Origin of the sequence: Paenibacillus sp. FSL R5-0517 (assembly GCF_037974355.1) — a bacterium.
In the GTDB taxonomy this organism is placed as follows: domain Bacteria; phylum Bacillota; class Bacilli; order Paenibacillales; family Paenibacillaceae; genus Paenibacillus.
Genome location: NZ_CP150235.1, coordinates 1,379,771 through 1,395,485, shown reverse-complemented (window position 1 = coordinate 1,395,485; position 15,715 = coordinate 1,379,771). Strand labels below are relative to the sequence as shown.

13 protein-coding genes are annotated in these 15,715 nt (G+C 46.8%); 5 read left to right on the top strand and 8 right to left on the bottom strand.

All coding sequences use genetic code 11. From position 1 onward, the window contains the following. The first annotated feature begins 67 nt into the window (after nt 1–67). Nucleotides 68–1,342, top strand: a complete 1,275-nt coding sequence (locus MKX40_RS06055) for an MFS transporter (protein WP_339240187.1) — start codon at nt 68–70, stop codon at nt 1,340–1,342. Between the two features lie 866 nt (nt 1,343–2,208). Here MKX40_RS06055 and MKX40_RS06050 read toward each other — a convergent pair. From MKX40_RS06050 to MKX40_RS06020, 7 genes are all read right to left on the bottom strand, one after another. Continuing rightward, a complete protein-coding gene (locus MKX40_RS06050) occupies nt 2,209–3,054 on the bottom strand; it encodes an EcsC family protein (protein WP_339240186.1) in 846 nt (281 codons plus the stop codon). Between the two features lie 198 nt (nt 3,055–3,252). Beyond that, complete coding sequence (locus tag MKX40_RS06045; protein WP_339240184.1) at nt 3,253–4,233, bottom strand: family 43 glycosylhydrolase; 981 nt, start codon at nt 4,231–4,233, stop codon at nt 3,253–3,255. A 920-nt stretch (nt 4,234–5,153) separates the two neighbouring features. Further along, complete coding sequence (locus tag MKX40_RS06040) at nt 5,154–6,575, bottom strand: arabinan endo-1,5-alpha-L-arabinosidase (RefSeq protein WP_339242943.1); 1,422 nt, start codon at nt 6,573–6,575, stop codon at nt 5,154–5,156. 56 nt (nt 6,576–6,631) lie between these two features. Continuing rightward, nucleotides 6,632–7,474, bottom strand: a complete 843-nt coding sequence (locus MKX40_RS06035) for a carbohydrate ABC transporter permease (RefSeq protein ID WP_036611483.1) — start codon at nt 7,472–7,474, stop codon at nt 6,632–6,634. Between the two features lie 26 nt (nt 7,475–7,500). Next, a complete protein-coding gene (locus tag MKX40_RS06030) occupies nt 7,501–8,391 on the bottom strand; it encodes a sugar ABC transporter permease (RefSeq protein WP_036611613.1) in 891 nt (296 codons plus the stop codon). 156 nt (nt 8,392–8,547) lie between these two features. Further along, nucleotides 8,548–9,891, bottom strand: a complete 1,344-nt coding sequence (locus MKX40_RS06025; RefSeq protein WP_339240182.1) for a sugar ABC transporter substrate-binding protein — start codon at nt 9,889–9,891, stop codon at nt 8,548–8,550. 132 nt (nt 9,892–10,023) lie between these two features. Further along, nucleotides 10,024–10,944 (bottom strand): glycoside hydrolase family 43 protein, encoded by a 921-nt coding sequence (locus MKX40_RS06020; protein WP_339242941.1) that lies wholly within the window; start codon nt 10,942–10,944, stop codon nt 10,024–10,026. A gap of 385 nt (nt 10,945–11,329) precedes the next feature. Between MKX40_RS06020 and MKX40_RS06015 the strand changes: the two genes are divergently transcribed. The 4 genes from MKX40_RS06015 (at nt 11,330) to MKX40_RS06000 (ending at nt 14,606) form a co-directional block, all read left to right on the top strand. Next, nucleotides 11,330–12,247 (top strand): winged helix-turn-helix transcriptional regulator, encoded by a 918-nt coding sequence (locus tag MKX40_RS06015; RefSeq protein ID WP_339240179.1) that lies wholly within the window; start codon nt 11,330–11,332, stop codon nt 12,245–12,247. A 268-nt stretch (nt 12,248–12,515) separates the two neighbouring features. Next, the gene (locus MKX40_RS06010; RefSeq protein WP_339240178.1) at nt 12,516–13,433 is read left to right on the top strand and encodes a YafY family protein; all 918 of its coding nucleotides are present in this window, start codon (nt 12,516–12,518) and stop codon (nt 13,431–13,433) included. A gap of 82 nt (nt 13,434–13,515) precedes the next feature. After that, nucleotides 13,516–14,025 (top strand): DinB family protein, encoded by a 510-nt coding sequence (locus tag MKX40_RS06005; RefSeq protein WP_339240176.1) that lies wholly within the window; start codon nt 13,516–13,518, stop codon nt 14,023–14,025. 11 nt (nt 14,026–14,036) lie between these two features. Continuing rightward, nucleotides 14,037–14,606 (top strand): YdeI/OmpD-associated family protein, encoded by a 570-nt coding sequence (locus MKX40_RS06000; protein WP_339240174.1) that lies wholly within the window; start codon nt 14,037–14,039, stop codon nt 14,604–14,606. A 135-nt stretch (nt 14,607–14,741) separates the two neighbouring features. Here MKX40_RS06000 and MKX40_RS05995 read toward each other — a convergent pair whose 3' ends face one another. Beyond that, nucleotides 14,742–15,608, bottom strand: coding sequence for a helix-turn-helix domain-containing protein (locus MKX40_RS05995; RefSeq protein WP_339240172.1), 867 nt, complete (start codon nt 15,606–15,608; stop codon nt 14,742–14,744). Nucleotides 15,609–15,715 lie beyond the last annotated feature (107 nt).

Genomic DNA, 15,715 nt, shown 5'->3' with positions numbered 1-15,715 from the left:
GCTTACACGCATAGAATACAACATCAGGCGCTGATCCCTCGTGACCGCGACCAAAGGAGAATTGTACATGTCTACACAAACCTCATTATCCAAGGACGCCGCAGCGCGTTCGAAAGCCCCACCCGGATTGGATGCACAAAGCACCGTTTACCGGATACTTATTGCGATCAGTCTGGTTCATCTGTTCAATGATTCGATCCAGTCGGTCATTCCAGCTATTTTCCCGATTCTGAAAGACTCGATGCACCTCACGTATACTCAGATCGGATGGATTTCTTTTGCGATCAACTTTACCGCATCCATTATGCAGCCTGTCGTAGGCTGGTTTGCTGATAAAAAACCAACGCCGTCCATTCTACCCATCGGTATGGGTTTTACATTTACAGGCATGTTGCTGTTGGCCTTTGCTGACAGTTATATGGCTGTCCTGATATCCGTTATCTTTGTCGGTCTGGGTTCTGCCGCTTTCCACCCGGAAGGTTCGCGGGTATCCCATATGGCTGCCGGTCAGCGCCGTGGACTGGCACAGTCCATCTTCCAAGTGGGCGGTAACGCGGGGCAGTCTCTTGCCCCATTGCTTACACGCTGGATCTTTATCCCGTTTGGATTGTTCGGTGCTATTGGATTTACAGGCATTGCCGCCATGGGAATCGCCGTTCAGATCTACATCGCCCGTTGGTATGGACGCATGCTGCAATCGGGTGGATATCTGCGTAGACAAGCTGCTGCCCGGCGTGCACCCAATCCAGCATTGCGCAAAAAGATCACTGCCGCCATTACGCTATTGATCTTGCTCGTCTTTGTTCGTTCCTGGTATATCGCTTCCATTGGCAGCTTCTACGCGTTTAATCTGAAAGATACCTTTGGATTGTCCACAGAGGACGCACAGATCTATATCTTCCTGTTCCTGGCTGCAGGAGCACTCGGTACGTTCTTCGGAGGACCTCTTGCGGATCGGTTCGGCAAACGTAATCTGATCTTCCTGTCCATGGCCGGAGCTGCTCCACTTGCTCTGTTGTTACCTTATGCGAATCTGTTCTGGACAGGTGTACTGCTAACCATTATTGGTTTTATCATGTTATCCAGCTTCTCGGTTACGGTGGTATATGCACAAATGCTGATTCCAGGCAAAATCGGAACGGTTTCCGGTCTGATCACAGGTCTGGCATTTGGTATGGGGGGGCTGGGTGCACTCGTGCTAGGGAACTGGATTGACGTTTTCGGTGTATCACCCGTGATGCAAATGTGCAGCTTCCTGCCCCTGCTAGGGATCTTCACATTCCTGCTTCCATCCGATAAATTGCTGAATATCTGGGCCAAAGAAAACGGTAGCGAAGAGTAAAAATTACATCAATAGGTGTCCACTTTTCATTCTATATTAAATCCAATCCTTGCGTGGCAGCATCGCCCTTATAAGACGTTAGCTGTGCTAAAGAACCTGATAGCCCTTATTTGAACGAATATCACATATTTCGTAATCTAATGAATCTGAGTAACGCTATTCCCGAGAAAACGGCTGAGAACCTTGGGATGTGCGTGTGAAATGAGTAAATAACGTGTCTGAGATTCTTTAGAAATCAGGATGAGTTAAACATCGCCAAATAACGTCTGCTGAGTTCGTTAGACTTCACTTTAATCACTACATTTGAAGTCTAAATTAACAATTTAAACCATAACAACAAAAGGAGTTCCGCCAACTCTGTATTTACAGTTCGGCAGGAACCCTTTTTGTTATATTTAGATTTTCTCGTAATGATCCTCAACCATATCACTCATGTCTCACATCACAACGCTGTTAACCCGGGCTGTATGCAGTTCCTTCACATCTTCAAACTCAAGAAATACCATCACCGTATTTTTTATCGGATGATATGCTGCGTCATTTTCCATTTATGTGCCCTAGCACGCCTTTGGAAAACTTCCTTCATGGAACGAAAATGTGGAAAATCAGCTTCTTTGGAGTTGTCAGACACGCTATATAGCTTCATATAAAGAATATTTACACGGACACTCCGATGACAGAACAACCTTCCGATCGCTGTTATTCCCAGATTTTTTGATCCCTCTTCTAAAGGGGGAAATCCGGGAATACAGGCGCAAGCTTCGCTTCTTCAGGTTCTTTCTGTCCTCTCCGTTATTGTGTAAATGTTAAATCGAACCTATATAGTATTCTTCTGTAATATTACGTTTAGTACGTTTTCTCTAATATTACTTCAAACGCTGAAGGATCAGACGTTTTTTGTACAGCATTTTGCCTGCCTCCGCTACATCCCGGATCGTATTTTTGTTGCTCACTGATCCAAACACCATGCCGGCAATTGGAATGAGCTGGAACAGCTTCTTCCAGCCAAAGGATTCACTATAGGAATTAAAAACTTCTCGCCAGCCCTGCATCTGCGATACCACTTCAATCGGCTTGTCCGGGTCGTCGTATGCGGCGAGTTCTTCAATGATCGCTTTCTTGCCTACGATATCAGCGGATGAGAATTGCAGACATTTCACAATAAAGATGCGCTCCAGCGGTTCATCTGGATCATAGCCGTAACATAGCGCCATCTCCTGAAGCACCTTCAGGGAAAGTCCCATCACCATCGGAATATCTGCTGCAATAGTTACAATGCCACCAAAACCTGTAGCTGCACCCTGTGCCGCAGCAAATTTGGTTCGACTCTCGGTAATGTTATCAGCCACCTGGTCCAACACTTGAAGCGGCAACTTTTCCACACTATGAATCTTCGTTGTGCCCTCGGTTTCAGCTTCCTGCTCCAAACGATAGGTCGTATCTATCATGGAATAACCGGACTTCTCGGCTTCCTCTTGCAGCAGCTTAGCTACTTTTTTCTTCTGTACGAGGAACTTTCCCCCATGCTGGACATACTGCCCAACGTCATTCAGGGAATCTCCAATTTTCTGTTTTAACGCTTTAGGCATCACTTTATCCAACATCGCAAAGGGCAAACGCCCAATTTTATCCCATATAAACAAGTCCTTCTGTTGTTTTTCCCATTTCAAAATCTGTTCCAGTTCCTGGTCCAAGGTTTCGCGTGAATCCATATATAATCCTCCTAATAGGTTGTGCATCGTAATCTGTATCTTTCTCATACGCAGAAATCATCGTTGTGGTTGCTTTGTTTTATATCCAACACATTGACACCCATACCGCTCTTTCCTATCGTTTTCCATACAAAAGAGCCCTTAAATCAGCATCACTCGCTAACCAAGGGCTCTCGTATTGAAAAGACATACTACATCTTATTTCGTTTCTGCTACTGTTTTTCCATCCGGTACCGGAACACCAAAATCAGGTGTGCCATCTTCACGCCAGCCAATCACTTGAGCACGGGCGTGACGGTTTGGATCATACAATGGATCGCCCTCGATATCTTTGTAATTACGCGCATGATAGATCAAGATATCCGTCTTGCCATCTGGTGATACAGTAAAGCTGTTATGACCTGGACCGTACTGTCCGTTCGCTTCACAGGTCTGGAACACCGGCTTGGGTGACTTCACCCAACTCGCCGGATCAAGCAGGTTGGCATCTTCATCTGCGGTGAGCAAACCCATACAATAATTGTAGTCGGTCGCGCTCGCCGAGTATCCAATAAATAACCGTCCATTGCGATGCATCACCGCAGGGCCTTCATTCACTTTAAAGCCGATGATTTCCCAATCATACTCCGGCGTAGAGATCATGACCTGTTCGCCGCGTAGCGTCCATGGGTTTTCCATTTCGGCAATGTAGAGGTTCGAGTTACCCACGATATCGGGATCTTTCTGTGCCCAGACCAGATAGCGGATTCCCTTATGTTCAAAGGTCGTTGCATCCAGCGCAAATGATTCCCAGCGTGTATAGATCTGTCCCTTTTCTACCCACTCCCCTTCGAGTGGATTCGTAGAATCGTTCTCCAGCACATACATCCGGTGATCAAACAGACCTTCGTTGGTCTCACTGGTATGAGCCGCAGCGTAATGTATGTACCATTTGCCATCGATAAAATGAATCTCCGGTGCCCAAATGTTGGCACTCATCGGCCCCGTGTCACGCTTGGTCCAAGCCGTTACCGGCTCAGCATCTCTTAACTCTTCCAACGTCTCTGCTCTCCGGATCTCGATCCGGTCAAAGGCTGGTACGGAAGCGGAAAAATAATAGTAGCCGTCTGTATGACGGTACACCCACGGATCAGCACGCTGCTCCAGAATGGGATTAGTAAAGGTAATGGAATCTGTCATGGGAATGCTCCCCTTTCAAATGTGTGTGTGATGGCTCGGAGTTGAGGATGTAACGCATACGTGAAAAGAACAGGCAAGACATGGTGCACAGCGGACGTTCAGGGGTGGGAGGGCCTTGGTGCTCTCTTGTCCTCCGATTTCTTTTCCCACCGCTCCTGGCGGTTGAAATCGGATGCCAAACTCGCTCCTGCGACTCCTTCCTCCCCCTCACTGCTTGTGCACCTTTGGTTCAGTAGCTCGCTCTTACCGCGCTCGCTGGGTTACAACCTCACTTCGAGCCTTATATTGGCTCGGTCTAATGGGGTTGACCGCTTCGCTGGGTCAACTCTCCCCATGTATACAGAGCTGGCCGCAGAGCTATAGGCCAGCTTTGGTGCACAGCGGGCGTTCGGGGGTGGGAGGGCCTTGGCGCTCTCTTGTCCTCCGATTTCCACCGCTCCTGGCGGTTGAAATCGGATGCCAAACTCGCTCCTGCGGCTCCTTCCTCCCCCTCACTGCTTGTGCACCTTTGGTTCAGCAGCTCGCTCTTATCGCGCTCGCTGGGTTACAACCTCACTCGAGCCTTATATTGGCTCGGTCTAATGGGGTTGACCGCTTCGCAGGGTCAACTCCCCCATATTTAAGTACTTGATTGGCCTCAGACATTGGCCAGTATAAATGCATCTTGAATGTTTATTAGCAGCAATGTCTTGTGCGTTAGCGCGCCTTAACAGGGAATATTTGGAATACACTGCGGACGTTCAGGGGTGGGAGGGCCTTGGTGCTCTCTTGTCCTCCGATTTCTTTTTCCACCGCTCCTGGCGGTTGAAATCGGATGCCAAACTCGCTCCTGCGACTCCTTCCTCCCCCTCACTGCTTGTGCACCTTTGGTTCAGCAGCTCGCTCTTATCGCGCTCGCGGGTTACGCGTTGCTTCCCGCCTTACTCCTCCGCTGCGCTAATCTGCTTGCCCCAGACCGCTACGCCGCGATCATCGAGGCCTGTTAACACCAGCGTAGGCTGGCTTCGCTCCCAGTCCCAGGACGGGAGCAGCTTCAGCTCTTCTATGGAAGCTCCGCCCCATGGGCTTTCTTTCCACGTCAGTGTCAATGTTTGTTGGCCATCAAATGTCCAGGTTCCAGAACCATTTTCGCTTTTAATTTTACCGTTGCTTGTTAGGGTATAAGGCACTGCCTGAATCTGCCCGTCCACGGACGGATCAAGCGCCATGCCTTCCCACTCCCCGGCAATCATGGATTTCGGAATATCCTGGGCAGTCTCACCGGCGTACCGTTCAGGTGAAACCACAGGCCAGCCATCCTTCGTCCATACCATTTTGCGTACATGCAGATAGGGCCAGTTTTTATCCGTCTCGCCCCGTGCATGATGCACGATATAATAATCGTCTCCGTCCTTGAGAACAGAGTTATGTCCGGGCGCTACCCAGCCCTCACCTTCTGTGAAGCGATAACCCCCCAGAATTTTGGTGCCGATCTCATATTGAGGCAGATGTTCTGTATCCAGCATGTTCATGCCATTCATGTCCGTGTACGGTCCTGTGATTGAATCGGCACGCGCAACCCGCACGTTATAGTCCTCGAATAAGGAATCATAGGAGACGAACAAATAGTACTTTTTGAACTCCGGGTTATACACAATGTATGGACCTTCGACTGCACCTTCTTCGGTTGCACGATCCCGTGCAGCAATGCGGGTACCATAACCCTCGTCCTTGAACTTTCCGGTATCCGGGTCGAGTGGGGCAATATAGATGCCATCAAAAAACGAACCATATACCATCCACGAATTGCCCTCGGCATCCACAATGGGATTGGCATCAATGGCATTCAGTTTATCCTGTTCATTCGCAAGGGTTTTCACAACCAGCCCTTCATCTGTCCATGGGCCTTCCGGGGACTTAGCTGTCTGCAAACCAATGGCCGACTGGGTACTACCGAAACTGGATGCCGAATAGTACATCCGATAGGTGTCATCAACCTGAATCACATCCGGCGCCCACAGGTTCACTGCACCTGTCCAATCCAGCGCTTCTTGGGGAATGCCTGGCAGAGCCTGGCCTACCCATGTCCAGTGGATCAGATCATCCGATTTGCGTACCATGACGCCGGGTTTCGGTTCTCCCGCTACACGAACGTCTGTGGAATAGACGTAGTAACCCTGGTCTGTTTTGATAATGGCCGGATCATGTGCATTGTTTACTGTCCAACGGGACTCGTCATCCAATATGGAGGTATCATACAGTTGGGTATCTTGAGGAGCTTCAGGAAAGACCGGACGGGACACCGTTTCTCCAGCCCCTTCTCCAGCACATCCCGTAGCCCCAGTAATCAACAACAGCAACATGGAAGCAACAACCCCTCTCTTCGAAAATGTCCACCCTCGGAAGTTCTTCCGCTGATTCATCCCTTCACTCCCGAGATGGCAACCGATTCAATAATCTGTTTTTGGAAGATCAGGAAGATGATCAACACTGGTAACAGAGCTACGATGGACGCCGCCATAATAAGTGGGTAATCGGTTTGAATCGCATACGTGGCATTGAAATTCGCTATAACGAGCTGTAACGTCTGCTTCTCCGGTGAGTTCAGATAGATAATTGGTGCCAGATAATCATTCCAGATGCCCATGAACCAGAGAATCAACTGTGCAGCGATCGCCGGTTTGATCAGTGGAAACGTAATGCTGGAGTACAGCCGGAAATAGGAGCTTCCATCGATTTTGGCTGCCTCAATAATCGCATCAGGCACACTAAGTAGATATTGGCGCAGGAAGAAAATCATGATGACGTTACCGAAAAGGCCTGGAACGATCAGTGGAAGCAGCGTATCCACCCAGCCCAGCTTCGCAAACATGATGAATTGCGGGATCATGACGGTCGGATAAGGAATCATCATGGATGCCAGCAATGCGAGGAACAATTTATTTTTGTGCGGGAATCTTAATTTGGCAAAAGCAAAGGCAGCGATACTGGACGTAAACGTACCCACCACCGTTACACTCACCGCAACGATGAGGCTGTTTTTGATCCCGCTGAGCAGCGGCCCTGCTTCCCAGATTTCTTTATACTTTCCAAACTGGAATACTTCAGGTATCCATACAGGCGGAAGCGCGAACACATCCTGCTTCTCCTTCAATGACGTGGACAACATCCAGATCAGTGGTGCAATCATCGCAATTGCACCAATCGCGAGTACGATAAAAATGATCGAATTCGTTAACTTCCTCTTTTGACTGTAAGACATCTCCGGTTCACTCCTTTCCTTGACAATCAATCCCCATCATAGGCTGATTTTTCGTTCATTTTGAATTGCACAAGGGTAATGACAAAAATGAAAATACCCAGAATCATGGCCATCGCTGAGGCATAACCCATCTGCAAGTTACTGAAGGCCTTCTGCCAGATGTAGAAGACGATTGATGCCGAAGAATATTCAGGACCACCCGTAGGTGTCATAATGTTCATCTCGGTGAATATCTGGGAACCGCCAATGATATTCGTAACGATCAGGAAAAAGGTAACCGGCTTCACCATCGGCCAGGTGATATTGCGGAAGATTTGGAATCCATTCGCTCCATCCAGCTCTGCCGCCTCGTAATATGTACGTGATACACTTTGCAGTGCTGCCAGGTACAATAACATCGTGTATCCCAAGCCTTTCCACACCGTCATAATAATCAGAGCGGGTTTGACCGTATCTTTGTTCGCGAGCCAGTTAGGGCCTTTAATCCCAAACAGGTCAAGGAACTGGTTCACCAGACCGTAATCTCCGTTGTACGCCCAGTTCCACATGATGGACACGGCAGCGAGTGAGGAAATAACCGGAATGTAGTAGATCACTCGGAATGTCGTTGTGCCCGGGATTTTACGATTCAGCCCCATTGCCAGCAATAGCGCCAACAACAGACCAATCGGGATACCAAGCATCAGGAAAAATGTGTTAAACATCGCTTTGTAAAAGAGGTCATCCGTGAGCAAATCCTTGAAGTTGGCCAGACCAATAAAATTCATCTGTCCCAGTCCGTCCCAATCCGTAAAGGAACCATATAGGGAGTAGAGGAACGGGAACATGACAAAGATCAGCAATCCAAGAATCGGAGGTAAAATAAACAGATATCCGTACAGCATCTCTTTGCGATACAAACTCGATTTCGTAATCACGGCGTTCACCCCTGTTTCTAGTATCAGCATGTGGCATTCTTCGATTGAACCTTGCCGATCAACGAATGCCACATGCCCGTATGGAACTCCACAAATTCCAACACGAATGATGCCAGCAGCATGATTGCACTCTGCCGGCATCGCTCTACCTATCTACTATTTCTGTGATTTCTTTTCTTGTTCAACTGCTTTATCGAGCAGCTTCTGCATTTTCGGCTGTTGCTGCTTCACATAGTCTGCGGCTGTAATCTTGCCATCCAATACCGGCTGGATGTCCGTGAAGAACAGGTCATACCACTCCGCATTGTATGTGTAATTGCCTGGCAGAGCCCGACCGTAATCCTCAACGATATCAATGAATTCCTGTTTATTGGCTGGTTTCGTGGATGTATCTTTGGCCCACTCGTCTGCCATATCAAGCAAGTTTGGAATCTGTACCTTGGCATCCACCAGTTGCTGCATGCCTTCCTTCGAAGCCGTAAGGTAGTTCACCAATGCAGTAGCTTCTTCCGGATGTTTCGTTTTCGCGGATACCCCGATTCCGAGAGATCCAATCCACGTTGCCGATTTTCCAGTAGATCCCGCAGGGAATGGCAGCAAATCATAATCGAAAGGCAGTTTCTCAAATGTACTCATATCCCATGGTCCAACAGGGAAGAAAGCCATCTCACCTTTCATCCAGCGTTGGTACGTATCCAATGTTTGCGCTTCCTCAATGGAAGGTGTGATTTTGTATTTGTTTTGCATATCCGCGAAGAATTGCAGCGCTTCCGCGAATTTCGGATCATCAATCGTTACTTTTGTTTTAGTCTCATCCAACCAATCGCCGCCATTGCTCCATACAAAGGATTGCAGTGCCCACTGTACGTTGAAGCCAGTACCATACACATCGGGTTTTCCGTCCCCATTAGTATCCTTGGTCGCTTGCTGGTTTACTTTAATGAACTCTTCCCATGTATATGGTTTATCCTTGTCAGGGAAGGGAATGCCTTCTTTTTCAAACAAAGTTTTGTTGTATCCCAGTGCAAATGGCCCCAGATCCTTCGGCATACCGTAGATGTCGCCTTGTCCTGACATTTGGCCATCATAACGGTACAAGTCCACACCGTATTTCCAGATATTATCCAGATCAACATCCGGGTTATTTTCAACATACGGTGTAAGATTCATCAGTACATTACTGTTCACATACGCTTTCACATCGCCCGGATTGATGTAGAATACATCAGGCAAGCTGTTGCCTGTAATTGCCGCTCTCAGCTTGGTTGCATATTGATCCGCAGCCGTTACAATGATTTTGACTTTCACACCCGGATGATCTTCTTCGAATTTCTTGACCACCGCCTGGTATGCTTTCTGCTCGTCCGTACCACCGCGGAACATAAACGTTAACTCCTTGTCCCCATTTGAAGCGCTACTTCCTCCTCCGCAGCCCGCAAGTACCAGTGCACTTACTAGCATTAGAAGCATAAATGTGACCCAATTCTTTTTCTTTACCATCTGAACCCCTCCTGATCTGGACTTGTAACCGTATTCAATTGGATGAAATAAGATTTCTGTTGTTAAATTTATCAAATCCAGATCACTTTAGTCAACACTTTTATAAAACATTTTATATTTATATAAAATAAATCAATACATAGGCCAGCCACTGGCATCCCAAAGCAAGTCATTAATCAGCAATTTCGGATTGCCATTATCCTCTGCATCATAGGCATGTCTTGCGATGACATTACCGTTGTACACGTCCTGACCACCTGGACCTTTCCATTTCACATTGCCTGTATCCAATATCGTACCGCCCCCATTCAACATATTGACTCCGTTTTTGTCCACATAAGGGCCTGTTATGCTGGTCGAACGTCCATAGACCATTTTGTAGGTACTGTTCACTCCTTGGCAGCAAGAATCGATGGAGGCAAACAGGTAATAATAGCCGCCACGGTATACAACACTTGGTCCTTCAATAGCACCTCCGTTATTCGGGCGCGCAGCAATGGATGTTATGCTGCCTGTCGGTTTCATCGTATTTTTGTCCAGCTTGACAATCTTCAAACCGCTCCAGAAAGAACCGAATGCCAGCCATGGATTGCCTGAAGCATCAATGACCAGATTCGGATCAATCGCATTATAATTATTGGCGGTCGTTGTCTGAAGCACCATCCCTTCGTCCTTCCATTGCCCTGCACCGATACTGTTCGCGGACGCGAGACCAATCGCAGACCGATTAGAACCAAAGGTGGAGATTGAATAATAGAGCCACACTTTTCCGTTATACTGCTCTACGTCCGGTGCCCATACATCCAATCCACTCTGCCCCGGAACCGCAGAAGCCCACCAGGATGGCTTACTCAGGAAGATTTGCGGAACCCGATACCAGGACGATCCATTATCCGATTTCAATACCTGAATGCCCGGCCCCGTTGAGAAAGTGTACCAGGAACTGCCCTCTTTGATAATCGATGGATCATGAACAGCGATATCTCCGGTCAGATTCCAAAATGCTGCAAAAGCCCGTGATTGACCTGCAAGCAGCAATACTAAGACAAGCAATGCGGGTAATGCCCAACGTTTCCTTTTGAACTTTTGCACCGTCTTCAACTTATCCAAACCTAACTCCACCTTTCAAATGGTTAATTTGGTTCATGATGTATTGAATCAATTTAGGTATAATAGGATTATAAAAGCGGTTACATTACATTTCAATGGTATATTTCAAATATACATGAACTGATTAACACTTATTTTAACCGTAATAGTGAACAAAAAGTGGATTACATTTTCATATTTGCGCTATACAGAAGGGTTTTGGCTTCTATTTCTCTGCCCTTCCCTTCCATGAGGGAATGATTTATAATTATCTGAAATAAAACATATAAATGTGCAAATGTCTGCATTGAAAAGAGACTTTGTTCAGAACGGGGAAAGGAATCCACCTATGATTTATATTAAAGATCTGATGTCGGGTGTGAATATCTTCAAAGCGCTCAGTTCAGAAATCCGGATTCAGATCATCGAGCTACTGGCCAAGAACCAAAGTCTTAATCTCAATGATCTCGCAACCAAACTGGGGCTGAGCAATGGCGCTATCACAATGCATATTAAAAAGCTTGAGGAGAGCGGATTGATCGAGATCAATACCGCCGTTGGCAAACATGGCATTCAGAAGATATGTTATCTCAATGAGGAAAAATTGATGGTTGATCTGCGTTCACAGGAAATAAATAATCGATACGAGGTTGAAATTCAGGTAGGCCACTACAGCGATTATCAAGCTGCACCTACATGCGGCCTTGCTACCCGGGACAGCATTGTTGGGGAGTTCGATGATCCGCGTTACTTTGCTGATCCACTGCGAATTGATGCGGAGATGATCTGGCTGGCTGAAGGTTACTTGGAGTATCGTATCCCCAACTACCTCAAGCCCAATCAGTTGTTTAGCGAAATTCAGCTATCCATGGAGCTGGGGTCGGAGGCACCTGGTTTTTGCGACAATTACCCTTCGGATATCTATTTCTACATCAATGGTATTGAGATTGGCTGCTGGACGAGTCCAGGCGATTTCGGCAATACACGCGGTACCTTTAACCCGGAATGGTGGCCTCCCCACTTGAATCAGTACGGCATGCTGAAGCTGATCCGGATTACGCAAGAGGGCAGCTATATCGACGGATGCCGCATCTCGGACGTAACGCTGGACCAGATTGGGTTGGATTACAAGAGCGATATTCACTTCCGCATTGCGGTTACGGACGGACCTTTGAACAAACGGGGCTTAACGATCTTTGGTAAAAACTTTGGTAACTACGGACAGAATCTGCTCGCTCGGGTTCTCTATAACGTGCAGGAAGAGTAGAGCCCACTCTACTCTAAACGTTGGATTAATAGCTCAACCAAACTTCTAAAATAACTGTTCCATACAACAACAACAATCTGTCTTCGAAAAGGGTGCTATCCAGCACTCTTTTTTTCATCTCGGCTAAGAACTTATTCAACCGAACTGGAATAAACCCACTGGATGATATGACTTTTACGAACCCTTTGTATTCATCCATTGTGTTCATCATGTCGTGATATAATATAGGCCTGTAATGACAAAATGGAATAACGGGCGGGGATATTTCTTGAAATTGGAGCGATTAATCTCAATCATATACAAACTGCTGAACCACGAAGTGTTGTCTGCTTCCACCTTGGCAGAAGAGTTTCAGGTGTCCCCGAGAACGATCTATCGGGATATTGATGTAATCTGTGCAGCCGGCTTCCCCGTCATTTCCCATCAGGGACTCAAGGGCGGCTACGGCATGATGGACGGATATAAAATGGATAAAAGCTTGCTTGGTTCATATGATGTCGATTCTCTGATTACGGTTCTTAGCAGTCTCTCCACGGTCTTTGAGGATGCACGTGCACAGGGCACAATTGAACGTCTGCAAACGATTGGACCGGAGCATCAGACCTCAAGTCTATCTGTGGATCTGGAGACTCGCCGAACGGAGCCTGATGCCCTTCCTCATCTGCGTACAGGGATTACGAAGCATCAGGTTGTGCGTTTTGACTACATCAATACGAAAAATGAACATACCCCTCGCCATCTGGAGCCGGTAAGACTCCAGTTCAAATACCGTAATTGGTATGTATATGGATTTTGCCAGACACGGCAGGATTATCGCGAGTTCCGACTGTCCCGGATGATGAATGTGGCCCTGACATCGGAACACTTTCAACCACATCTTGAACTTCCTCAGGCGGAGGTTGTGTCCGATCCATCCTGGCAAGATCAAGTAAGTGATGTGGTATTTCGAGTGAACCCGGAAGCGCTAGCAGAAGCCATGGATCATTTTCAACAGGCAGATAAGCAATTTCACGAGGATGGCAGTATGACGATGCGCATCTCGGTTCATCAACCGTTACAAGCCAAGTGGTTATGGTCGTTTCTGCTTAGTTTGGGAAGTGGCGCTGAGGTGCTTGAACCGATTGAATTACGTGGTATTCTGAAAGAACAGCTTCGAGACGCACTTAAACTCTATGAAGAAGTATGACACGCTGTTGTCATACTTCTTTTTTTATAATCATTTTAGTAAGTAACCACATTCCTCGCCAAATTAAAGGAGACGATCATTCATGAATCATCCGGAACAAATGTATAACTACAACGCATGGGCTAATCAAACCATCCTGAACAGAATTAAAGAACTCCCCTCTTCTGTACTAAGTCAGGAAGTGAACAGTTCATTTCCAACCATCGCCCATGCTCTCAGCCATATCTATGCAGTGGATAAGATGTGGTATCTGGTGTTAACGGGCACCGGTATGCCCGAGGCACTCCAGGCATGCATGCCTCTCAATGGTGAAATTCATGGTTCAATAGATGAGTACATGCAAATGTTTGCCGATCTGTCGGCACAATATAGCGAATGGCTCCAAGGCCAAACCAATCTGGAACACACCGTACTGCTCGATAATCCATTTGCCGGCGTCCGCGAAACCCGCTTATTGGAAATGGTATTTCATCTGGTCAATCACGGGACCTACCACCGAGGTAATGTGTCTACCATGCTCCGTCAATTGGGGCATGCTTCCGTCATGAACGACTATTCTCTCTTCTGGTATCAAGAACCGGCTCAAGTATAGACAACGATGCGATGGAAAATGTACATTGTATCCCCGTGACATCGAGGGAAGAATTGAGAAGTTGGTTGCAGGAGCATGGAAAAGTCCAGAAATCTTGCTGGGTCATGGTTAGCTTGAAACCCACTCCGGATACTCTGCTGTATTTGGACGTGGTTGAGGAAGCGTTGTGCTTTGGCTGGATCGATGGGGTCAAAAAGAAAATATCCGAGACTCAATTAGCACAGAGATTATCTCCACGAAGCAAACGCAGCTCTTGGACTGAATTGAATAAGGAACGTGTCCGCCGTCTTGAAAAGTTAGGCCTTATGCATGACGAGGGTAGACAGGTACTACCTGTTATGGACCCAAATGCTTTCATTATGGATGGTGTGATCGAACAAAGGTTGCAGGAGGACCATCAGGTTTATGTGAATTTTCTGGCCTTTCCTGCCCTGTATCGAAACGTTCGAATCGACACGATTCAAAGTGTTAAAGATCAACCCGCCTTATTCCAGAGCAGATTGGATAAATTCTTAACCAATACGAAGGAAAATAAAATGTACGGTCAGTGGCATGATCACGGACGGCTTCTGGATTATTAAAATGCCTTGAAAATACGAAAGCAGGACCTCCTCCTAGGATGGTCCTGCTTGTTTTTTTGCATTTATACGTTGGCGAATCTCGGCCCAGACTCTCTGTTCACCTCTCCCCGCTCACACATCATATTCATTCGGGTGTTAATGATTCTGCCTGTATGTTTTGGGAGACTTACCAAAGGTCTTCTTGAACTGGCGGGTGAAATAATTACTGTCGTTAAATCCACATTCATACGAAATTTCCGTAATGGACATATTCCCGTTTTTCAACAAATGGCATGCCTTCTCCAGACGCAACTTCTGCAGATAAGAGATCGGGGTCATCTGATAATAGGATCGGAAAATCCGATTCAGATGCCTTATGGAGATATTCGACTTCCCCGCAATATCCTCCAACGACAGCGGCTCAAGATAATGATCTTCAATAAATGAAATGGCATTGGCCAGATGCATGAGATTATTACCTTCGATCCCTTTCTCCTGCGTATCATATTGTCTCGACAAATAAACAACCATCTCCGTAAGACGTGAGATCAACATGGTCTGATACCCTTGCTGTTTACTTTGATACTCCTCAATCATGAACGATATCAGTGATTCCACATACTCCAGACTGGAAATGGATAACGAAAGTTTACTCGGAAAAGAATGAATATTTCGATAAAACGGTTCCAAAACAAACAGCGCCTGGAAGCCGTTCGATTTTCTCAGATCGGGCCCAGCCGAAGCAAGCATCTCGGGACTGAACATAATGTTACAGATCCTAAAATCATGAGGGTCTTTGTACGCATGATGGGTGTCACCATTAATCACAAATGCGTTCCCTTTTTTAATAAAAAATTCTTCGGTGTTCACCACATGGGTTGCATGACCATTCAGAACAATCACAAGTTCCGTAAAATCCATATGATTATGGAGCTCCATGTCCTCAGCATGTGCACCGTACTGAATAAAAAACGGAAATTGTTGATGATCCGAGGTAAACCATCTCAAATATGCATTACTCAAAAGCATTCCCCTCCGCAAACCATGTTGGGTTGAATGTCTATATCATGCTATTCGAGGACCGAAAAATCAAGGTTGGAAATGATTGAAGACGATATAATGCCCCTTGT